The organism is Erythrobacter sp. AP23 (genome assembly GCF_001542855.1).
In the GTDB taxonomy this organism is placed as follows: Bacteria; Pseudomonadota; Alphaproteobacteria; order Sphingomonadales; family Sphingomonadaceae; genus Qipengyuania.
In genome coordinates, this window is sequence record NZ_LNBY01000020.1 from 97,346 (window position 1) to 118,001 (window position 20,656).

The 20,656-nt window shown below is 64.3% G+C and carries 23 protein-coding genes; 2 read left to right on the forward strand and 21 right to left on the reverse strand.

The window, feature by feature from the left end:
• Positions 1-3: 3 nt before the first annotated feature.
• Positions 4-495 carry a hypothetical protein gene (locus ASS64_RS15720; protein WP_010236974.1) on the forward strand — a complete coding sequence of 164 codons (492 nt, stop codon included), beginning with the start codon at positions 4-6 and terminating at the stop codon, positions 493-495.
• A 340-nt stretch (positions 496-835) separates the two neighbouring features.
• On the opposite strand, the gene ASS64_RS15725 is transcribed toward ASS64_RS15720, so the two are convergent.
• From ASS64_RS15725 to ASS64_RS17020, 5 genes are all read right to left on the reverse strand, one after another.
• Entirely contained in the window at positions 836-1,258 is a 423-nt protein-coding gene (locus tag ASS64_RS15725; RefSeq protein ID WP_197273848.1) for a hypothetical protein, read from the reverse strand.
• Between the two features lie 268 nt (positions 1,259-1,526).
• A complete protein-coding gene (locus tag ASS64_RS15730; RefSeq protein ID WP_010236979.1) occupies positions 1,527-2,162 on the reverse strand; it encodes a S24 family peptidase in 636 nt (211 codons plus the stop codon).
• A gap of 300 nt (positions 2,163-2,462) precedes the next feature.
• Positions 2,463-2,627 carry a hypothetical protein gene (locus tag ASS64_RS16890; protein WP_198147742.1) on the reverse strand — a complete coding sequence of 55 codons (165 nt, stop codon included), beginning with the start codon at positions 2,625-2,627 and terminating at the stop codon, positions 2,463-2,465.
• 29 nt (positions 2,628-2,656) lie between these two features.
• Positions 2,657-2,797: a hypothetical protein gene (locus tag ASS64_RS16895; RefSeq protein WP_010236984.1), complete on the reverse strand. Its 141-nt coding sequence runs from the start codon at positions 2,795-2,797 to the stop codon at positions 2,657-2,659.
• Positions 2,788-3,327: a thermonuclease family protein gene (locus tag ASS64_RS17020; protein WP_231680732.1), complete on the reverse strand. Its 540-nt coding sequence runs from the start codon at positions 3,325-3,327 to the stop codon at positions 2,788-2,790. Before ASS64_RS17020 ends, ASS64_RS16895 begins: the two co-directional genes overlap by 10 nt.
• Positions 3,328-3,449: 122 nt before the next feature.
• Between ASS64_RS17020 and ASS64_RS15740 the strand changes: the two genes are divergently transcribed.
• Positions 3,450-3,659: a hypothetical protein gene (locus tag ASS64_RS15740; RefSeq protein WP_010236988.1), complete on the forward strand. Its 210-nt coding sequence runs from the start codon at positions 3,450-3,452 to the stop codon at positions 3,657-3,659.
• A 1-nt stretch (position 3,660) separates the two neighbouring features.
• Here the strand turns inward: ASS64_RS15740 and ASS64_RS15745 are convergent, their stop codons facing one another.
• Genes ASS64_RS15745 through ASS64_RS15820 form a run of 16 tightly spaced genes read right to left on the reverse strand, consistent with a single transcriptional unit; the run spans position 3,661 to position 20,654 of the window.
• Positions 3,661-6,363 carry a conjugal transfer protein TraG N-terminal domain-containing protein gene (locus ASS64_RS15745; protein ID WP_067696586.1) on the reverse strand — a complete coding sequence of 901 codons (2,703 nt, stop codon included), beginning with the start codon at positions 6,361-6,363 and terminating at the stop codon, positions 3,661-3,663.
• Between the two features lie 9 nt (positions 6,364-6,372).
• On the reverse strand, positions 6,373-7,809 hold the full coding sequence (locus ASS64_RS15750; protein WP_067696589.1) for a conjugal transfer protein TraH: 1,437 nt from the start codon (positions 7,807-7,809) through the stop codon (positions 6,373-6,375).
• A complete protein-coding gene (locus tag ASS64_RS15755; RefSeq protein WP_067696592.1) occupies positions 7,799-8,611 on the reverse strand; it encodes a conjugal transfer protein TraF in 813 nt (270 codons plus the stop codon). The genes ASS64_RS15750 and ASS64_RS15755 overlap by 11 nt, the downstream gene beginning before the upstream one ends.
• A complete protein-coding gene (locus tag ASS64_RS15760) occupies positions 8,608-10,332 on the reverse strand; it encodes a conjugal transfer protein TraN (RefSeq protein WP_067696595.1) in 1,725 nt (574 codons plus the stop codon). Before ASS64_RS15760 ends, ASS64_RS15755 begins: the two co-directional genes overlap by 4 nt.
• Positions 10,329-11,084, reverse strand: a complete 756-nt coding sequence (gene trbC / locus ASS64_RS15765) for a type-F conjugative transfer system pilin assembly protein TrbC (RefSeq protein WP_067696598.1) — start codon at positions 11,082-11,084, stop codon at positions 10,329-10,331. The genes ASS64_RS15760 and trbC overlap by 4 nt, the downstream gene beginning before the upstream one ends.
• Complete coding sequence (traU, locus tag ASS64_RS15770) at positions 11,081-12,094, reverse strand: conjugal transfer pilus assembly protein TraU (RefSeq protein ID WP_067696601.1); 1,014 nt, start codon at positions 12,092-12,094, stop codon at positions 11,081-11,083. The genes trbC and traU overlap by 4 nt, the downstream gene beginning before the upstream one ends.
• Positions 12,091-12,723, reverse strand: coding sequence for a type-F conjugative transfer system protein TraW (gene traW, locus ASS64_RS15775; protein ID WP_067696605.1), 633 nt, complete (start codon positions 12,721-12,723; stop codon positions 12,091-12,093). Before traW ends, traU begins: the two co-directional genes overlap by 4 nt.
• Positions 12,723-13,229 (reverse strand): S26 family signal peptidase, encoded by a 507-nt coding sequence (locus ASS64_RS15780; RefSeq protein WP_067696611.1) that lies wholly within the window; start codon positions 13,227-13,229, stop codon positions 12,723-12,725. The genes traW and ASS64_RS15780 overlap by 1 nt, the downstream gene beginning before the upstream one ends.
• Positions 13,226-13,606 (reverse strand): type-F conjugative transfer system protein TrbI, encoded by a 381-nt coding sequence (locus ASS64_RS15785; RefSeq protein ID WP_067696612.1) that lies wholly within the window; start codon positions 13,604-13,606, stop codon positions 13,226-13,228. The genes ASS64_RS15780 and ASS64_RS15785 overlap by 4 nt, the downstream gene beginning before the upstream one ends.
• Positions 13,599-14,006, reverse strand: coding sequence for a hypothetical protein (locus ASS64_RS15790; RefSeq protein ID WP_198147743.1), 408 nt, complete (start codon positions 14,004-14,006; stop codon positions 13,599-13,601). Before ASS64_RS15790 ends, ASS64_RS15785 begins: the two co-directional genes overlap by 8 nt.
• Positions 14,003-16,552 carry a type IV secretion system protein TraC gene (gene traC / locus ASS64_RS15795; protein WP_067696616.1) on the reverse strand — a complete coding sequence of 850 codons (2,550 nt, stop codon included), beginning with the start codon at positions 16,550-16,552 and terminating at the stop codon, positions 14,003-14,005. Before traC ends, ASS64_RS15790 begins: the two co-directional genes overlap by 4 nt.
• Complete coding sequence (locus tag ASS64_RS15800; protein WP_067696619.1) at positions 16,549-17,163, reverse strand: hypothetical protein; 615 nt, start codon at positions 17,161-17,163, stop codon at positions 16,549-16,551. Before ASS64_RS15800 ends, traC begins: the two co-directional genes overlap by 4 nt.
• Complete coding sequence (locus ASS64_RS15805) at positions 17,160-18,029, reverse strand: DsbC family protein (protein WP_067696621.1); 870 nt, start codon at positions 18,027-18,029, stop codon at positions 17,160-17,162. The genes ASS64_RS15800 and ASS64_RS15805 overlap by 4 nt, the downstream gene beginning before the upstream one ends.
• On the reverse strand, positions 18,026-19,321 hold the full coding sequence (locus ASS64_RS15810; protein ID WP_067696624.1) for a TraB/VirB10 family protein: 1,296 nt from the start codon (positions 19,319-19,321) through the stop codon (positions 18,026-18,028). The genes ASS64_RS15805 and ASS64_RS15810 overlap by 4 nt, the downstream gene beginning before the upstream one ends.
• A complete protein-coding gene (locus ASS64_RS15815; RefSeq protein WP_067696627.1) occupies positions 19,321-20,088 on the reverse strand; it encodes a type-F conjugative transfer system secretin TraK in 768 nt (255 codons plus the stop codon). Before ASS64_RS15815 ends, ASS64_RS15810 begins: the two co-directional genes overlap by 1 nt.
• Complete coding sequence (locus ASS64_RS15820) at positions 20,085-20,654, reverse strand: type IV conjugative transfer system protein TraE (RefSeq protein WP_067696630.1); 570 nt, start codon at positions 20,652-20,654, stop codon at positions 20,085-20,087. Before ASS64_RS15820 ends, ASS64_RS15815 begins: the two co-directional genes overlap by 4 nt.
• Positions 20,655-20,656: the final 2 nt, after the last annotated feature.

The following is a 20,656-nucleotide window of genomic DNA, read 5'->3' on the forward strand; positions in this document are numbered from 1 at the left end:
CTTTTGCCCGTCCTAGTTTCAGATACCTCAGTAATAATCGATCTGGAACGGGGCGGGTTTCTCGAAGACCTCTTCCGTCTGCCCTACGAATTTGCCGTGCCAGACCTGCTATTTCACGAGGAGTTGCAAGGTGAGCTCGGCGAACGGCTTGTAGCGCTCGGACTTGTTGTCGAGGAGCTCGATGCTGGGGAGCTCGCACGTGCAATCGTCGTGCGCCGCGAGCGCGCAGTTCTCTCAACGCCGGATACATTTGCCTTCGCAATTGCTGAGCAGCGGCACTGGACATTGCTGACCGGAGATGGAGCTCTGAGGCGCCTTGCGGTCGATAGCGGAATTGAAACGCATGGCGTGCTCTGGCTATGCGACCGCTTCGAGGAGCATGAAGTGCTTGGCAAAGCGCAGCTGAATGAGGGGCTGACCAGGCTCTCGACGCATCCGCGCTGCCGATTGCCGGCAGCCGAAGTACGTGTGCGTCTCAATCGCTACTCGATCTGATGAAGCTGTCGTGACGCGCTAGAGCAGCCGGATGGCAATCGGTTTCGTTGCCATTGTCAGTTGCCCCTGAACTCATGACGATCCCGAACAGTGCAATCTGGCCAGCTCAACGACCGCTTTGTTTGCGGAAGTAGGCGAGCCACAAAATCGGCGAATGTTAGAGATGCCTTGCCCAGTGTTCCTCAGCGACAATCGAAATGGGGATGCCGGCGCGCCGCATCTCGGTAGCTTTGAGAATCTTGTTGCCAAATGAAGAATGCTTCCACGACTCAGTGGCGTAGGAGCCGATCACCAGATAGTTGGTCGCCTTCGTAAGGCTACCTCCACTGCCGCCTCTCGATTATACCGCTTCTTCACAATGCTTCCGCTGTCCGAAACTGAAGGTGCCAGTGAAACAAAAAGTTTTTCCATCAAAAATGATCGGCGGCGCTGGCTGACAGAGCGGGAGCGACGTCGATTTGGCCGCTTCGCCCAAAGTGGCATCGCCTGCAGTGAATGCACTCAGCGCAGCGAACAGATCATCGCATTCCTCTAAATCGGCAACACCGTCCGCTAAAATGGTGCCGACCCGATTATAGAGCGTTGCAATTAGTGGCTGCTGGCTGACCGAAAGATTTGTCACCAACCATTTTTCGAGAAACTCGACCTCAGCATGGTTTATCGAACCGTCCGCAATGAGGCCTCGGGCCAGGCCGATCAGCTCGTCGACCTGCCGAGATTGCAATCTATCGGCGTTCAAGCGATTCAGTGTTTGTTCGTCCATCAAGTGCCTCCGCATTCGATATCACGTAAATCGTGCTCGCGTCGTACTTCCAGGCATCAAGCCACTGTAACACAAACGTATAGTCGAAGGGAGGTCTGAAAGCCATGTAATCCCATGAACAAACGTCCCCCAACAGAAGCCGCAAATCATGGAACCAATGACTGCTATGTCGGCGGCAACGTATGTTCGCAGCGGCTCTAACTAGCGTCAGCTTCTCCGGCTTCTGTCTTTAAACGCGGCCAGTCCATAACCGGCCCAACACCTGTTCCTACAGGGTCCGGCCAAACCAGATGACCCGACCGACAACGTGAACCTCTGCGCGGTCCATGTCATGCCATGTGGGGTAAGCCGGATTGTCGCTGGCAATAGTGATCTGCCGACCGCCTGGCTTTATGGCGATGCGCTTCACGACGAGGGTGTCGTCAGATCGAAGGACGTAGATCCCGTCGCGCAGCCGCGAGCCGTGATCTGACGAATCGACCAGCACCTCATCGCCATCGCTCAGGGTAGGCTCCATAGAGTCCCCTTTGACCCCAACGATCGACAGGCTTGCGCTCTTGGCCGACGTCAGGTGTCGAAGCCATCGCTCGTCGAACCCAAACCGAGTATGTGCAGTCTCGCTGGCTGCAACTGCACCGAAACCGGCAGATGCTTCGACATCGAGGACGGGTATTTCGATCATGCCGTCGGTGACCGGATTGGCGGGACCGCCGAGCACTTGCTCATCGACGCCGAAGAAACAGGCGAGCGTCTTTCGATCCTCGTCATCGAGCTTCCTCGGTGAACCGCGCTTGATGAACTGCTGCACATAGGCGGGGTTGCGGCCGAGCAGCCGCGATATCGACGCGTAGCCATATCCGCCCTTGAGGATCAGCCGGTCGAGCTCTTCCCTCACATGTTCCATTCGTCTGTCCTTCGAATCTTGAACGTAGGAATTTTCCTAGACTCGCGGATGCGATCCTACTAAGAACATAACAAGAACACAAGGGATTTGCGAGTCGGAGCGAAAGGGACATGACCTTGCTGGAACGGATCGAAAAGCATCTGAAAGACCATCATATTTCGGCAACACGCTTCGGACGACGCGCAGTCGGCGATCCGCGATTCGTGCTCGACCTCAGGATGGGACGCAGACCGCGCCGCAGAACCATCGAACGGCTCGAAGCCTACCTGACTTCAGTCGAGGCTACCGCTCCTGATCGCATCATGAGGAGTGGGATGTGCGCTCGCCAAGCCGCTCATAGCGTTGCGCAACGTCCTGCCAGAGTTTTGCCCCGTTCACCTCACCGGCCCGGGTCAGCTGATCGATCTTCGACGCAATGAATTCATGCCCGGCATCGCCGTGGTGCTTCTCGACCCAAAGCGCCATGCCCCAAAGCTCCTGATCACGGGTGAGCGTCAAAAGAGCGATCCGATGCCGACAACAAGCATGAGAACGATCGGAATACCCAGCAGCCATGCTTCGAGCTTCAATTTCCATTCCCGCTCGTTGCCCGGCAAGAGATCGTCGCTGTCGGGCCAGTCGCGCATCAGCACCATGGCTCCCTGCGCCCGGACCAGGTTCGCGCAAGGCCTTCTGCAACCAGTTGGTCGCCAATCGAGCGTCCATTGCGCTGAAGGACCCGCAACTTGCGACCGTATTGGTCTTCGTCCCTGCTGCCAATCGTCACCGCATCGAACTCGCCCTGGTTGAGCAGGACAACCAGCCGGTCGCGGGCCTTGATGCCGAGGTCGTACTCGTAGTCGCACTTGGGCTGCGAGATTTCCGGTGTGTCGATATCCGCGATCCTGATCTTCACGCCTTCGAGCCAGATGGTATCGCCATCGACAACGCAAGTCCGTCTGACCATGCCGCACACCGCAAAGCTGTGCGTGGTTCGCGCTTCGGCGCTCGCCGAACCAAATGGCCAATAGATACCGACCAGACCTCCAAGAATGCCGACGAGCAGACCTCCAGCTACAAGAAGAGTGAGGCTTCTTCTTCTGGCTCTCTTGCCCGGGTCACCTCCGGTCCGGAATTCGAGGACATTATCGCGGGGTGGTCTTTTGGTCATTCCACCTTCTTTCATTTCCTGTCCTCCGCGCCAAGACACCGTGCTCGCTTTCCCGATGATTTTCAGCTATTTTCTCGGCAACGCGAGGGGCGGCCCAGAGGGGAGGGTGCATGTTTGCTCCCGAAGGAGAATGAGCGATGAGCGATCCAGACAACACTCCCGCCGGCGGCAAGCAGGATTGGGAAGGCTTTCGCGAAGTCGACCGGGCAATCGCCGAGAACCGCCTTACTTCCTACACTTGGAAAAAGACTTGGGCAGACCCATGGGGCAAGCTTGGATTGATCCTGTTCGGCATCCTGTTCTTCGCCTTTGTGATCTACGTGGTCATCTACGACGGATTGATCTGAGCTACCATTCCTTCACGTCATCGGCCGCTTCGGCCGAGGCTCCCTTGGCATCGCGGGTCTTGCCGTCGAGGTATCCTTTCACGGTATCGATCCGCCTTTCCCCTTGTTGCTGGACCCGATCGACATCGAGGGCGATGTCCTCGCGATCGCTTGAAGGATCGCCAAGGCTTCCTGGTACCCCGCCAAGCCGTACTGATCCCCGAACACCGTCGGCGCTGCTCACCGGGGGTCGAGCGACGGGCGCAAAGGGCGGCAGAATCAGGTCGTCCGCGATATCGGCATTGAGCCGGTCCGCGTAGCTTTCGACGAACCGCGCCTGCAGCTGCTGGCCTCGCGCACTCATCTGGAAGTCGATGTCGTCGAAGCGCACTGGCCCATAATAGTCCCGATTGGCGTCGATCTCGGCCATGCCCCATTCGCGATAGGCCTGGCTGAGGTTGAGCGTGCCTGCGGCATTGGCGCTCTCGTACCAGCTTGCCTGGTTCTCGAGGCGGCTGGCGATTTCCTCGGCGCGGCGTGCTTCGCGGGTATAGCTCTGCGCTTCGGTGATGGACGTGGTGATGCCGGCCGAGCTGCTCGAAACCAGCGCTTCGGAACTCGAGCTTGTCTCGCGCAGAAAACCCTCGCGCGTGCTTGACCAGCTGCGACTGTCCGAGATCTGGCGGAGCGCGCCCATTATGCGCGAGCGGTCCTCGGAGGCGATCCCGATATCGCTGTCAGTCCAGGTCTGGTTCCGACCACCCTTCAAACCAAGGGTGCCCTTGACCGAGTCTCGTTCTCCTTTGACCCCGAGACCTGCATCCCCGTTCAAGAACCACGAAACGGTGATGTCGTCGGCGGCACGGCGCGACAGCCCGAACTGCTGCTGCAGCGTCTTCGAGGCGTTGTCGACTTCGCTGAACGCGCTGCCGATGCTGTCGCTGGTCGAGGTGCCGCTGACACTCTCGTTCGAACGCGAACGCGTGTAGGCATCGCGCAGTTCGCTGAACCGGGTGACCGCCGAGCTGGTCGATTGCTGGGCGAGGTTGGAGAAGGTCTCGCTCTGGCCGCGGCTCTGGCTCGCCATGCTCGCGAGCCTGCTCGAGAAGTCCTGGCCGAGCGTGGGCGTGAAGGGATAGCTCGAGGTCGGCACGGTCGCGAACTCGGCCTGCGGGAAGTACGTGGTCTGCGTGCCGTTGTCGGCAAAGCCGCGCGATTGTGCTGCGCCATAGGCTATGTTTGGCGCAAGGCTCGCCTGTGCAAACTGGCGCGAGAACACATTCGAGTTCTCCAAACTGGTGTTGCCGAACGAGAGATTGCCCGTGCTCGCCTCGCGCGCCGCTTCCTCGGCCGCGTTCTGGCTCGGATTAAGGTAGCTCGTGGCCTGGCCCGAGATCGCCATGGCTCCGCGAGCGACCCCGCCTGCAAGGAAGGGGATCGAGGCGACAAGGTAGCCGGCAAGGATACCGATATCGTTGTTGACGTCGGTCATCCCTGAGAAGGTCGCAAGCGTGAGGCCGCTCGCACCGCCAGCTGCCGCAACATCACCAGCGCCTTTCAGCATCAGGATCATGTGGAGGATGACGAAGAGCGGCCCCCAGGCGGCGAGATAGAAGAACCCCGTGACATAACCTCTTAGCGCGATCGGCCCGGTCCGCGGCATCATGAACAGCGGGAAGAGCACCGGGAAAAGGGCGTAGAAAACCACCGTCAGCACGACGTTGAGGATCGGCACCCACTTCATCGCATTGTGCGCGATCGAGGAATAGGTTCGCTCGGTCTGGATATCGGCGCGGGTCTGCGCGAACACATCGACGCTAGAGGCGCCGCTCGCTCCGGCAAACCCGTGCATCGCCTGGTTCATCGCGTTGATGGTCAGCACCTGGCGAAAGATGCTGCTCGCGTCCTTCGAAACTCCGGTGAGATACTGGTAGGCTATGGGCAGGTCGGCGATGAGCTTGGCCTTGGCGAGCGCTTCGGTCTGCTTGGGATAGAGCTGGCGTCCGGCAACTAGCGTCATTGCGTCAATCATGCCCGCCCACTGGTTCGAAAGCGCGGTGTAGGCTTCGCGGCAGGTGACGATCGATGCCGTGACACTGTCATCGGCTTCACGGGTGAGGAACTTCTGCGCACGCGCCGCGCTCCCGGGCGCAATGGTCGCCCAGATGTCGTTGCTCTCGGACAATTCCTTCATCGAATAGCGACCGAGGAGCAGGTCGTAGAACACGCATTGCCGCACATGCTCGTCGAAATTGGCGGCAAACTCGGGATCGGCAATGCGCAAGGAGCGTGTCGCCTCGAGCAGCCGCGCGCCGTAGATCATGCCGTTCTTCGAATAGTTGAGATCGTCGGGAAGGCCGAAGACGGTCTCGGCCGATCGCGTCAGATAGTCGCCCGCCTGGCTGGTGAAGCTCGCCATCAGTGCGAGCCCGAGCGGAACGTTCGCGACGGTCGCCGGAGCGAGGCTCGGATTGACGCGGTCGGTAATCTGCACGTCCATCCGCGGCACCATCAGGCACATGTAGATGAGCGTCGCACCGAGGAACCAGTTGAGCCAGGCGCGCCAGTCCTGGTTGAACGCGACCACGATCACCGCGAGCGCGAACCCCATCACCAGCGCGACCTGGATCAGGCTCTTGTAGCCGCCCGCACCGGTCCATGCGGCAACGGCGTTGAGGACATTGACGATGTATTCGCCGCCGCCGGTGGTGAAGATTTCGACCATGTGCGCGCCTCAGGGGACGATCGAGCGCGACTGGAGCCCGCGCGACCAGTCGAGCGCGGCGGACATAGAAGGGGACATCGAGGCGGCGAGCGCGTTCTCGATCATCGCGGTCTTCTCTATGATCTGCATGATCGCCGAGACCTTGGCCTGCCCGGTGGCCTGCCGCTGGACAAGACCGGAGCGCACCTCGGCGACCTGGCCGCGCCAGATCGCAAGCTTGGCTTCATCGGCGGCGATGAAACTTGCCATCGATCGCCCCGCTTCCGAGACGATCCGGTCGAGGATGGCATAGAGAAAGTCGATGCTGGCGATCTCAGCGAGCGTGTCACGGTCGTCGGTCGGCATGCCGCGCCCATAGGCGGCCTGGACGGTGAGGATCTTGTACAAGGGGACCGAGGCGACCTGGAGCAGCTCCTTCTCGGCATTGCCGATTGCGGTGTCGGTGCGGATCGCGTCGACCATGTTGCCAATGAGGAGCGCGACGCGCGGGCGGATCGCCTTGGCGTTGGAAAGGCTCATCTGCTCGAAGGTGGGATTGAGGCAGAGATCGGTCTCGTCGCAGCGAAACACGCGCACCGTCTGGCCCTGCGTCCCGTCGAGCAGCGCGCTCACCAGCGTCGAGGACGCATCGCCTGCGAAAGGCACGAACTTGCCTGCTTCATCGTCCTTGGGCGGCACGTAGATCACCGTGCCGATCAGCGTCATGGCGTATTCGGCAAGCTCGCGGTCGAAGGTCCCGCCGGGTTTGAAGAAGGCGCTCTTCTTGAGAACGTGCCAGGTGTAGTTGCGCGCCACGCCCGGATTGATGTCGGCGTAATCGGCCCCGGCGCCTCCGTTGGTCGAGGCGCGCTGCCCGCGCGTGCCGCAGCCGTGCTTCGCGGCGGCATAGTCGGTGAAGATGCCTTCCGAGTTGCCGATCGCTTCGCAGATCGCCTTGTCCGCGAGATCGCCCTTGGGCCACAGGCCCCCGACCAGTCCCTGCGCCATCTCGCAGGAGTTGATCGAGAGATTGTTCATGAGTTGAGCCTTCTGCGAAAACTCCTGCATGATCTTGTTGCACTCGGGGCAGACGGTATCGATCGCTAGGCTGAAGGCGAACCCGACGGCGTTGTTGGCGACTGCCTTGAGGAGCGCGACCATCTCGCTTGCGTTGATGAAGGAAAAGGACCCGGCGAAGATGTCGATCCCGCCGCAGCCAGCGCGGGCCCGCGGCAGCTGGAGATTAGCCACGTTGGTGGTCTTCTGCGGGAAGCGCGTCCAGACATTGCCGAGGCTGTAATACCCCGCCGACTGGCCCTCGAAGGCGGTCGGGCCTGTTACGTTCGCCGCCGCGCCCATGTCGTCCATGAAGCGGTCCATGCTGTCGCCGACATTGGCAGCAACCGGTGACGCGACCATGCTGGCTGCGGCGAGCGTCAGCGCCGCATTGCGAATGCTAGTAATCATGTCCGGCTTCCTTCGAGGTGAGGAGGTAGATGCGGTCCTGGAGTTCGTCGGCCGAGAGTACGCCGTAACCGATCGGGATCGGGCGCTTGGTCACGCTGTCCCACAGCACCAGCGCCGGGGTGGCCTTGCCTTCAAGACCGAGCCTGGCGCGCTGATTGGTCTCGACCTTGTAGTCCGGGAAATGGCGCGAGGGTCCGCCGTCGGTCGAGATCGCGCGCACGGTGATGCGCCAGCGCTCGGCGACGCCCTTGACAATCGGGCTCATCACTTCGCAGGGTGCGCAGGTCGAGCTGTAGAAATAGAACAGGCCGTAGCGCTGCGACAGCCGTGCCATGACACTGTCGCGCTCGGCGCTGCGGGCATCCTGCCATTGCTTCTTGGCGAGCGCGCCGACAGGTCGCTCGAGCGTGTAGTCGAGTTCGGGGTCCTGCCAGATCGCGCGTTGCCAGACATCGGAGAAGAGCGAGGCCCGGTCGAGCTGCGCGCGCTGGAAGCGGATATAGGCCGCGACATTGGCTTCGGTGGGATAGAGAATCGCGCGCGCCTTCAATTCGCGCAGCTCGGAGGTGATCGCGTCGATTTCCTGAGTCGCCGCGACCGGCTCGATTTCAGGGGCTTGCGGTTCCTCCGCGGGCACAGGTTTGACGCAGTAGAACCAGTAGCCGAGCCTGCGCTCTTCGCAGTAGAGTGCGTCGGCCGTGGTGGCCGATCGAGCTTCCTGTCGCTCTTGGGCCTGCGCCAAGGTTGTGGGGAGAGCGGCGAGTCCGAGCGCAAGCGCCGTGAGGTGGTAGAGATGGGTCATTGGCCGCCCCTTGCGTAATAGTCGTCGATCTTCTGCTGGATGAGGATGGAGGTCTCGAGCTCGTCGGGCAGCCGCGCGGCATCGGTGAACTCGGCATAGACCTCGCTGAAATCCATCCGGCTCAAATCAAGCCGGGCGAACTCTTCGAGAGTGAAGCCCTCGCACCGCTCTTCCTTGGGTTTGTCCCAGGGCTTGGGAAGCTGCTTGCGGCCCTGTTCCTGCAGGATGCGCGAGAGCTTGCTCTCGAAGCAGCAGTAGACCTTCTTCTTGGTCAGGCAGACGCCGAGGAACTTGTCCGAGCAGTAGGTCCCGACATAGGCGCACAGCCCCTGCGCATCGCGCTGGTGGAGCAGCACTTCCTCGCGGTCGCAGCCGAGCGCGACCAGCAGGCTGATGCCTGGAATGAGCGGGAAGCCCTTGCCCTTGCAGCAATTGAGCACGCCGAAGACCTTGGACGAGCAGGTATTGCGCGTGCCGCGAAACAGTGTGAGCGTATTGGGATCGAATTGGCCGCGCGCTTCGTCCATCGCATGCAAGGCGACCGCGGCATCCTTGAACTCGTCGTTCGCGGTGCGTTCGATCGTCTCGCAGCTGCCATCGATGCAATAGACATCGCCATCGCAAACATATTGCGTGGTGCTATCGGTCTCGGGCAGCGGGCATTCGTAGATGCGCTCCCAGGTCTCGCACGGGTCTTCGTCGGTAAGGCATTCCTCGCGCACGAAACGGCAGGTGCCCTGGCTTTCGATGTCCGAGCAGTCGGTCGCCGCTTCGCGCGCGGTGCAGGTATAGCTGCGCTGCCATTCCCAGCATGGCCGGGTGACCGGGACGCCGTTCACGATACGGGTCTGCGGATCGGCGTCGGTGCAGATCTCGGTATCGAGCGTGCAATCGCCATTGTCGGCATAGCCTGAGCACTGGCTTTCGTCGGGCGTTGCTGTGACCCTGGTTGCGTTGGTGACCATGTAGGGTGTTTGCCCCGGCACTTGCTCGTCGCAGGTCAATTCGGTGATCGGGTCGCCCGGCTCGGAACACCACGGTCGACCGCCCGAAGAACTCCATTGCAGGCAGGTGTCCCTGAACCCCGTGACACGGCAGGAATAGCCGTCGAAGCCGATGCATTCGGGCTCGCCCGAACCGTTGAAATCGCCAAACCGATTGCAGAGGTAGTGATACTGCGGAAGCTGACTGACGGTCGTAACCAGCGGCACCGTGCACTGGCCCGCCGACTGGTCGATCCGCGTTCCGGTGTTGCAGGTCGCGGTGTAGGTTCCGGCCGAGCCCGAACCGGGAGGCAGCGGGACGCAGCTTCCCTGGCCCCCCGAGATCGCCATGCCGCTGGTGTAGTCGAGCGGGGTCTCGTTGATCGCAAGGCTGCGCGCTATGACGTCCTCGATCTCGCCCGGATCAAACCGCGCGCGGTTGGCCACGCTGTCCCGCATCGCGCGGTACCCCTGGTGGCCGCTCGCCGCTGCCGCCGCATTGCTCTCGATCCGGTCGGGGTCCTGGGCGAGCGTCTCGAGACCTCGGACCGCATTGCGATCGTAATTGGGGATGGTCGAAGCGTTGGGCTGTTGCTGCGCCGCCTGCTGGGCTTCGCCGCGCAGGCTCTCGGCAAAGGCCTTGCCGTCGGCCTTCGCATCCTGCTGCTGGGCTGCCGCACTCGCGCTGAGGAGGAGCGCCGTGAAAACGGTCACGGCGAGCTGGATCGGATGTTTCATGGGCGCTGCTCCCTCAGACGGGCAAGGTGGAGGCGGGCAAGCTGCGCGCCCGGGCCGCCGCCATCGGCGAAGGTTTCGAGCGCGTCCTCGACGCTGACATTTCCCGCGAGCCGGTCGTGCGGCGGCAGGATGTCGCTGCAGTCGAACCCGTCGCAGGGGCTGAAGTCGCTTGCGACCATCACGAAGCTCGGCGCGGCGGCGATATCGAAGGCGCGGAACAGCCGCGGATCGATGCCGAGCGCGCCGGCCTCGCTGCCATCGCGCCAAATCGCGGCGAGCCGCTTCTTGAAGGCGGCGCTGTCGCCCTGCGGAAAACCGCGCAGCACGGTGACCCCGCCGGCGCGGGTGACGTCGCGGACCAGCGCCTTCAAGGAAGGTTCGGGCATCGACAGCGAAGCGAAGGCGATGAAGCGCGGCGCCTCGCCCATCGCCGCGACCTCGGCGTCGGCTTGCTTACGGATCATGCCGTCGAGATCGAGCGGATTGGCGCCGGCAGTCGCCTGCGCTTCCTTCGCATAGGCGGCGCGGTTCTCGAGTGCCGCCTGCTGCGTGGTGCGTACGTCCTCGGCCAGCGTGTCGGCCCTGGTCCTGACCGAAGTCGCGAGCGCTTCGGCATCCTGGGCATGCTCGCTCGCGCGCGCCCGGACCTGGGCAAGGTCAAGCTCGGGCGGAGCATCCTGCGCCGATGCGGCGGCGAAGGCAGCGGCAGTTGCCAGGCTGATGAGGACGAGGAGGGGGAAGGCGTTTCTCATAGCGCGCAGCAATTCCTCTTGCGCCAGACGAGGTATCCCATGTCTTCGCCGATGGCGGGGATGACCTGTCCGGGGGACTGGAAGGTGGTCGAGGCACCGACGGGCGGGCAGGCGTAGCGGCCCTTGGTCGCTGGATTGGGGTTGGTGGCCTGGAAGCGGTATTGCTGCTTCCTCATCACCGGCATGAGGTATTTGCCGCACAGGCCCTTGGAGCCCATCGTGCCCCACGAGACCAGTTCGCGGTGGAGCTTGTAGGCGAAGCGCGAGAGCACGAGCCGCGAGGCCTGGACGTGGCCTATGCTGGCCGAGACATTGCCGTTCATCGGGTACATCGAGCCCTGGCAGCCCGCGCACCAGAACATCTCGTCGAGCGGCAGGTTAGCGGTCGATGCAGCGCAATCCGCCGCGCAGGCGGCCAATGCCAGCGGGTTGGCGAAGAGCACCGCTTCGGGGTTGATGATCGCGGTGAGTTCGCTGTCCTGCCACAGCGGATCGATCTCGGAGATATAGAGGATGTCGATCGATCCCGGCTCGAGGCACAGGAAATCGGCGACGATTTCCATCCAGTAGATCAGCGGATAGGCGTACCAGTGGACGTGCCAGCTCGAGTAGTACTGGCTGGCGCCGCCCACCGCCGAGGGACCCGAGATCGAGCGGAACCCGATATCGAAGCCGGGATCGAGCTTCATTCCGCCGAGGTTGACAAAGCACCATGGCTTCATGCTGACATCGGCGAGCCGCACGGGCTCCCAGAAGCCCATGGCGATGCCGGGCCGAAGACCGCACAGGCACAGCGGGAAATCGGGGTTGTCGGGATCGGGACGATTGCTCGGCCAGATGTCGAGCCCGCCGACCGAGATCGGGAACAGGCACGACCAGCAGATGTCGGTGATCGGATTGACGAACTGCCCGGTGCATTTGCCCGGCCCGGCATCGGCTGAGGCGGGTGAGGCAAGAGCGAGCGACAATGCCGCTGTAACGAGGATCAGGAAAGCGCGGATGCTGCTCATGGCTGGGCCTTTCGGGGCGGAAGCGCGATCTCGCTTATCTCGAGCTGACGCCCGTTCTGGCGCACCCGCGCGGGGACGGCCTTGATGCCGAATTTCTCGGTAAGCTTGCCGCCCTGGTCGAAATAGAAGCGGCGCTGGCGTGCGTTCATCAGCTCGAGCGGCGCGCCTTTCACGAGGATCAGCTTGGCATTGGCGTCCTGCCTGAGCGCCCAACGGATCTGCGCCGGATCATCGCCGTCGAAGAACAGGAGGTCGGAACGCAGCTTGACGCTGTCGAGCGGATTGACCCGCGTTCCGGCCGCATGGATCAGCTCGCCCTTGGCCCCGCGGATATCGGCGGCAAGCGTGATCGTCGGATCGAATTGCCAGCTGCGGCTTTCGTGCGCGCGAATGAGACCAGCAACCGGATCGGGCCGATTGACCCGCACGATCGTGCGGCGCTTCAATTCCTGGTTGAGCCGCGCAGTCTCGCCCGACTTTTCCATCTGCGCGAGGCGCGAATGGATCTGCTCGAGCAGGTCGCGCTCGATCACCGGAAACACCGCGCCGCGCTGGCCGTAGTCGCGCGCCTGCACACCGCTCGGGAACGCGGCGAGGAGAAGCGCGCCAAGCGGAAGGAAGGAGCGCATCACAGGATCGCCCTCCCGCTGCCGAGGATCTGCCCGCGACACACGAACCCGATCTCGCCATAGCGGCTGTCGAGCCCGCGTGGATGGCTGGTGCCGGTGTAGTAGCAGCCTTCAGGGATGACGCCTTCGGGGCCCCGCGTGAGCGGAACGCCGAGCCGGGTGACCTTGAGCAGGGTTGCAACCTTCCTGCCATTGATGAAGACCGCATCGCCCTCGTGGCGCACGATATCGCCCGGCATGCCGAGCACGCGTTTGCCGAACATCTGCGGCCCTTCTCCGAAATGTCTTTCGACCAGCTCGCTTTGCGGCGGCTCGAAGAAGATCAGGCTGCCGCGAACGATCGGCGCGTGCTTGTCGAGCCAGAACGCCCAGTTGGGGAGGCTCGGGCTCGCATTGATGAGGAAAGCGTGGTCCTTGCTGAAGGCATCGAGCGGCGCCCAGGCGAGCGGCAGCAGGACAAGACCCGAGAGCAGCAGCGGACGGCGCAGCGAGAGGGGCACGCTCATGGCTGCTTCTCCGCGGCGAGCTTGTCCGCGATGCGCCGCTCGAGTTCGGGGGTTGCGTCTTCGGCAGCGCCTGCGAGCACGGCCTCGGCGACGAGCACAACGCGGCCGTCGCGGCCCATCTCGGCAACCGCGCTTTCTGCGGCCTTCAGATAGGACAGACTCGCCGCCTGGACGACCGCAGGATCGCCATTGGCGCGCGCGGCTTCCTCGACGAATGTGCCGATGGTTTCGGCGAGCCGGACCGTGACGATCCGCTGCTTGGGGGAGCTGGTGACCTGCTGGGTAAGCCATGCGCCCCAAAGGAGCGCGGCAACGATCACCGCGACGGCGAGGAGTTTCGGGCCCAGCTGGCGCAGCGGGAGGTTCAGTCTATCCATGGCGGGGAGATCCTTCGGAAAGGTGGCGATCGAGGCGGCGCAGGAAGGCCGGCAGGCGCAGCAAGGCGAGCCCGCCGGCAGCGATGAGGAAGGCGATCTGGAGGTCCTGCGCGAAGAATCGGCGCGCGATCGGTTCGGCGGTGCGGTAGTGATCGGCGAGATTGCCGAGCTGCGCGAACAGCGCCGTGAGGTCCCAGCCTGCTACAGCCAGGAACACGAACAGCGGCAGGCCGAGGACCAACAGCAGAGTGCTTGCCGCGAAGCCTGCCGCTTCGATCAGCACCAGGCTGGTGCCCTGGAACAGTGCCAGCCAGTCGGTCTGCCGATGCTTGTCGCGGGCTCGTCTGACTGACGGAAGCGGCACGCGGTCGACGAGCGTGGTGGTCTCGAGCACCATCATGCGCCTCCTTCCACGCCCGCGACCAGCGCGACCGCGCGTTCGAGCGGCATACCGGATTCGACATGGCGGCGGATCGCGGCATAGGTGTCGGGATCGGAGGAGAAGATCGTCGCCGACAACGGATCGAGCACCAGGCGTCCGACCGCTTCGACTTCGGGCCCCTTCAGGTAGATTTCGCTGTATTCGGTGCCCGAGCGCTTGAGGCTGCGGATCAGCGTTTCGGTGCGGTCGTCCATGTCGAGCCGGGCTTCCTTGCGGAAATCGGCAATGGTCTCGGGCTTCTGCTGGAGCACCAGCATCCAGTCGCTGTTCTCGAGCGCGGCGCGCGCGCCATCGGACTTGTAATAGTCATTGAGCGACTGGGTGGCGGTGGCGAGCGCGCCGCCGTATTTGCGCGCAGTGCGGGCGTAGGTCTCGACGAACTCGCCCATCGAACCACCCTTGAGCATGGCCCAGGCCTCGTCGATCAGCAGCAGTTTCTTGGTGGAACGCGACGAGCGCGTCATCGCCTGGCCGGTCATGAACATGATCGCCGAAAGGACGACGCTTCGCAGTTCCTCGCGACTTGCAAGGTCGCTCATCTCGAAGACAGTGAAATCGTCTTCGAGCGCGAAGCTCGCCTTGCCCGAGAAGAACCCGGCATAGCTGCCGCCGCGGCAGAAGGGCGCGATCGCGGTCGCCAAATCCTTGCCCGCCTCGTTGTCGCTCTGATGGAGCGCATGCGCGACGTCGTCGATCGCGCCGCCGCTGCCGAGCGCTTCCCAGACTTGCGTTACCGCGCGGTCGATGAGCCCGCGCTCGGTGTCCGAGGGGGCGGCGCTTGGCCGCGCCATCTGGCCGACGATCGCCTTGATCATCGCGAAGCAGTCGAGCCGGTAGTCCTCGTCCTCGTGCGCCCTTGCATCATCGACCATCGAGAAGGGGTTGAGCGAGAAACCCGAGGCAAGCGTGAACTCGACGAAGCGCCCGCCCTGCAGTTTGACCGAATGCTCGAAGCTGCGCCCGTCGTCGATCACCACAACCTTGGCACCCGCTCCGCGCAGCGCCGCGCAAAGCTCCTGCAGCAGCACCGACTTTCCCGAGCCCGACTTGCCGCAGATCGCGATGTTGTGGTTGCCGGCCTTGTTCTCGAACGGCGACCAGAAGAAGGGCTGGCCGCGTCGTCCCAGGAGCAGGAGATGCGGGATCACGCCGCCGAGATACTCGCCCTGGAGCGGAGCGATGTTCGCTGCCGTCGTCGAAAGCATGGTGCGGAAGCGCTTGAGGCGCGCCATGTCGTGGACGAGCCCGTCGGCGAGGCTCAAGGGGAATGCGGCGACGAGACCCTGCAATTGAAGGAAACGCTCATCGGCAAGATCCCATCCGGCTGCCTTGTAGATCGCCTTGACCGTGCGTTCGTGCGCGTCGCCATTGCCCAGTGGCGAGATGGTGGTAAGGCCATAGAACAGCTTGACCAGCTTTTTGCCGGCCTGGAGCTCGGCCTGGACGTGCTTCCACTCCGCCGATTGCTCGCCAAGCCTGGGGAGGAAGCGCGCGCTCTTCGTTTCCGAAAGGCTGGTGGTGCGCATGAACTTGTAGCCGGCGCGCGCCGAGGCGGCCTCCTGGTCGGGATAGTGCAGGCACAACATTGTCGCGGCGGGACAGGGAAAGCGCAGCTTGTCGGTAAACATGTCGCCGATGAGGCGCGCGCATTCCCACGGCGCCCAGCGTTCGGGCGTCGAGCGTACGCCATAGTGGCGGACATCGAAGCGGTCAGGATAGCAGGTGCCCATTTGGGGAACGCCATCGCGGCTACGTCCGGTCTCCCGGAACCGCTCGGTGCGCAAGATCAGCCGGTCGTCCTCGACTTCGAGTTCGATGTCGCGGCGGATCGCCTGGACGTCGAGCGTGTCCTCGCGGTTCCAGTGCGTAAGATCGGGCTCGCGCGCGGTTGTCGGCGAAGTCAGTTCGTCGATCAGCGCGAGGAGGCCGGCCGGTTCGAGCCGGTTCGAGGCAAGACCCAGCGAGCCCAGCATCCCTGCCATCCCGTCGCGGCATTCGGTGAGTTCGGCGTCGGTGACGTTGCCGGGGACGGGGACGCCAAGCGACAAAACGAGGCGGACATGGCGCGCATGGAACGGCGCATGCGCCGAGCCCGAATGCCAGACGAGATCGTAGAGGCGATTGGTCCGCGCCTTGGCGATGGCTTCGTAGATCCCGCCCTGCTCGTAGCGCGGGCCGAACCAGGGTCCGACGATGGCTCCGATTCTCGGAGAAGCGAAGTTCAGGACCTGGAGACAGGCTCCCTGCGGCAGGCTCTCGGAGAAGAACTGTCCGAGGATTTCGCCGGTGCGCTCGTCCGCCCCGATCAGCGGAGTCACTTCGAGGACGAAGCCCTTCGAATGCGCGTTGCGGTAGAGGCCCGGCCCTTCGTCGTAGACGCGGTAGGGGAGCCAGTCCGAGAGCATGTCGAGCGCGAAGCAAGGCCGGGCATGGTCGGCCTGCCGTGCATCGCCGAACAGGCCCGAGAGCAGCGCATCGCGCGCGGAAGCGAGCGAAAGGTTCATCGGCTCTCTCCTTCGGGATCACCAGGGGAAACAGGGTGGGGCACCCGGCCGGGGGAGGGGGGACGGCCAGGTGCCCCGGTGACCGGCGCCGAAACGCCGGGCTGCGCTTCCGGGGCCTGGGAGGGGATAACCAGGACCTCGGGCACCTGCAGGGGGGCGGAATCGATGACAGGCGCACTATCCTGGCCTGTCGGTGGAGGCGGCGTTCGCGCATTATCGCCCGCGCGTCCGAGCGCGCGGAGCACCTCGCCGGTCGAGCGCGGGGCATGCCAGCTTTCGGCGGGATGATCGGGCAGCGCGATATGGACGACGCGCGCCTCGTGGTCCCGGCCCGCCGCGTCGCGATAGGGCGCGATGACGATCCGCAGCGAGCGGGCGTCTGCATGGCGCGGAGCAGCAGACGAGGGAGACTGACTGGTTGCAGCACGCGATGCCATGCCGGTGCCAGCTTCGCCGATCGCCGCGCTGTCGATGAGCGTGGTGGGCGCGCAGCTGCCTTCGGGCGCGCGGCACTCGAAGTCACCTTTGACATTGCCGCCGAGCGTCGCGCAACCGGCGATGCTCGCGGCAAGGCCTACGGCCGCGATTGCCCTCAAGTGACGCGCGCTCATTGGCCTGCTCCGGGGCGCTGGTTGGCGAAGCGGTGGAGCATTTGGGCGTCGCGGTAGCCATGCAGCACCGCGCCATCGCTTGCGCGCACGATCACCGGGGTCCCGGCAAAGCCGTTGGCCTCGGCAAAGGCCTCGTTGGCGTCGAGCGCACGGATGGCCTTGCAGCGGGCGGGGCGCGGCACGTGCTTGCCGGTATAGGCAGCGTGCAGCGCCGCGACCGGATCGCTGGCGCACAGGACGCTTTCCGAGAGGCGCCGGCTCGCCGCGCCGAAGATCGAGATCGGCCGCTCCTCGACCAATACGCCCGCCTGCTCGAGTGCGCCGGTGAGCTTCCTGCAATATCCGCACTGGAAATCGGAGAAGACCACGAGCCGCGGACCCTTGGGATTGCCCCAGCGGATCGCCCCCTCACGAGGGAGCTGCGAGAGGTCGACCTTTGCCTTGCCCGGTGCGGGCGCGGGCTCGCTGCCCGAGGCTTCGGTGCGGCCCGAAGCGCGCGCGGCTCCGGCGGCGAGCAAGTCGGGATTGAGCTCGAGCAGCCGCGTCGCGGTGACGTCGCGCCGTTCTTCGAGATCATAGAGCCGTCCGACGAAGAGATAGCGCGCCGCTTCGTCGGTGTAGAACAGCGTCTCGCCAGAGATGACTTCGCACCACGGCGCGAAGCTTGTGCAATCGAGCGCGTCGATCGGAGTTTTCGGGAGCCTGAGCTTGAGCGCCTGGACGACATCGCGGGCGATGGCGGCCTGCGCCGGCATGGCGGTCAGCACGGCGACGCCGCTGGTGAGGAGTGCAGCTGCGCTGGCGGCAGCAAGCGAAATGTGCGCGGCGCGGGCTTTCAGGCCCGGGCGGTGGTGGGAAAAATTCATTGGTCTGTGCTCCTGACATGGACGCCGTCGAGGAAGACGATCTCGACCGAAATGCCGGTCGGCATCTCGACGACGGGTTGGTACTGTTCTGCGCGTTCGATGAGATATTTGCTGACCGTGTCGGCGGCTTCGCCCGCGCCCTGGCCGAAGCCGCCCGCTAGGATGTCGGTCGGCGAAAGCGCCTCGCGCTTGCCGTCACTGCCGATCTGCCCGGCAAAGATACCGTTGGCGTTGGCCGAGAACCCGCGGCCGAAGCCGCCGACGATCCCGGCGAGCAGCGCCTGGCTGACGAGGCTGCCTTCACGGCTGACGACGCGGCCGCGCACGCCCGACTTTCCGGCAAAGGCGATGAACCCCTTGACCTCGCTCACCGCGTAGCGCCCGCCGGGCTGCGCGCAGGTCATCCGCACCAGCTTGACATAGACCTTCTCGGCCGAGAGGTCGCCGCGTGCCGCGCCGTTGACGAGGCAGCCGGTGAGATCGGTCGTAAGCAGGCGATTGCCCTTCAGCACCGAGCGCGCGGGGCCGGTGATGCGCAGCACCACGGGCAGCGGATCGCTCTGGCTGGTAACCCCGGTCGAGGCATCGACCCCGACGATCACGGTTGCCGGCGCGTAGCTGTTGGGCGGCAGGTAGTCGCGGCTCGCCTCGAGCAGCAGCTGCGGCGCATTGGCGTCGACCTTCTTGCTTGCCGCGCCGGACTTTTCGCCGGTGAAGCTCAGCAGGCTCGCCTTTGGCTCGGCCATGGGGCCAGCGCTTGGATCGAGGGCGGCGGGTGCGGCGCCCGGTGCGCGGGGATCGAGCGGGGCGACCGGCGCGATCGGGGGATTGGCGCGCTGGGTCTCGAGTTCGGAGCGCAGCGCCGCGTTCTCGGCCGAGATCGCGTCGATCGCCGCCTGGCCGTCGCTCAGCATCCGCGCGTTCTCGCCGCGCAGCGTCTCGAGTTCCTGCTCGATCGAGGCCTTGGGGAGCTGGCTCGCCTGGAGGTCCTTGATCGCGCGGCCCTGCGCATCGAGCCGGTTGCCGTAGGTGGCGACGAACTCGCGCTGCGACAGGTTGCGGTTGACCAGCGCGCCGGTCTCGATCGTGGTCGAACCCGCGCCTTCTCCATCCTCCGCGTCGTCTCCGCCGAAGATGAACATCGAACCGGCAATGAGCGCGACGCCGCCGATGCCTGCGAGGAGCAGCTTCTGGCGCTGCGCGACGGTCTTGTTCAGGTCGCGTCGGGCTTCGGAGCGGCATTCGTCGCGCGGCTGCTCTGCGGCAGTAGTGCGGGTTTCGGTGTCGGCCATTATTCGAGCCCTCCCTTGGCGAAGACGAGGAAGGCCTGGGTGGTCTCGCCGGGAGCGAGCGTGTCGCGGCCAAAGGCAAAGGCGAGCGCGCCTGCGAGCGCGCCTGCGGGCGCGTCGCGTTCATGGGAGAGGTCGATAGGTGCAGGGCCAAGATTGCGCAGCGTGAAGACTTGGCCGGTGAGCTCGGCGCCCTCGTATTCGGCGACCTGCTGGACCTCGAGGCTGTCGGTCCGGCGCGGACGCGAGAGCTCTGCGCGCGCCCGGAAACCGGGCAGCACCGCATCGCTTGCCATCGCCTCGATCAGGCGGATCGCAGCCTCGTCGCGGGTCGGGGCTTGGCCTTCCCATTCGGCGGCGTCGGGCCTCGCAAGCGCGGGGTTGGTAACAAAGAGCTGACTCGCTTCCTCGCCTTCGACCTTGCAGGCGAACTTGTAGACATGGCCCGCGCTGCTGGTGGCGAAGAAGCTGACCTTGGCGCTCGCATATTGCAGCGGCACCGAGACATAGATGTCGCCGCGGACCGGCTCGTGGGTCACCTCGAAATCGTTGTAGGGATAGCCGCTCGCCATCTTGGAGACATTGGCGAAGCCGTCGTTGACGAGCGCGATGCGGGTCAGCGCGCCGCGTGCTAGCACGCAGTCGATCGCTGCACCGTCGGCGGCCTCGACGAACTGGTCGGCATGCGCGGCAGTGGCAAAGGCGCAGCTTGCGGCGGCAAGCGCCACGGCGGCCAGCGCGGCAGGGAAGGGGCGGGCAAGGAGACTCATTGGTCTTCCTCCTCGTTCTCGTTGGGAAGCTGACGGAAGCCGGTAAGGCCGAGGCTGAGGCCGCGGCGGTTCCAGCTGAATTCGAAGCTGCGCTGCTGGCTCGCGATCACCTGCGCTCCGACGAAGGTCTTGAGCGTCCCGGTGACGATCGCGGTGAGCGCCTGTGGATCGACCTCCATCCGCGAAATCACGAAGGCCTGGCTGATGTCCGAACCGCGTTGTTCGTCGACGATCTCGACGAGCTCGGCCTTAAGGCGTCCGTGAGCGGACGGATCGGCCACTTTGAGGACCTGCTCCATCCAGTAGTCGAGGCTTTCGGGCGCACGGTTGAGCAGCATCAGCGCTGTGTCGCGGGTGACGAGCTCGAGGTAGTGCGCATCGGTTGTGCCGCTGTTGAGTGCCACGCGCTCGCTAGTGACGGGGACGAGGATCACAGACTCTTCGCGCGTTGCCGCAGCGCCGACAGCGAGCAGGCTGGTAAGCCCAAGCACTGCCGCGAGCGCGGCGAAGCGGTTGCGCTGGCGCAAGTGCCGCTGCGCTTCCTCGTAGGCGAATTCGTGTCTCATGG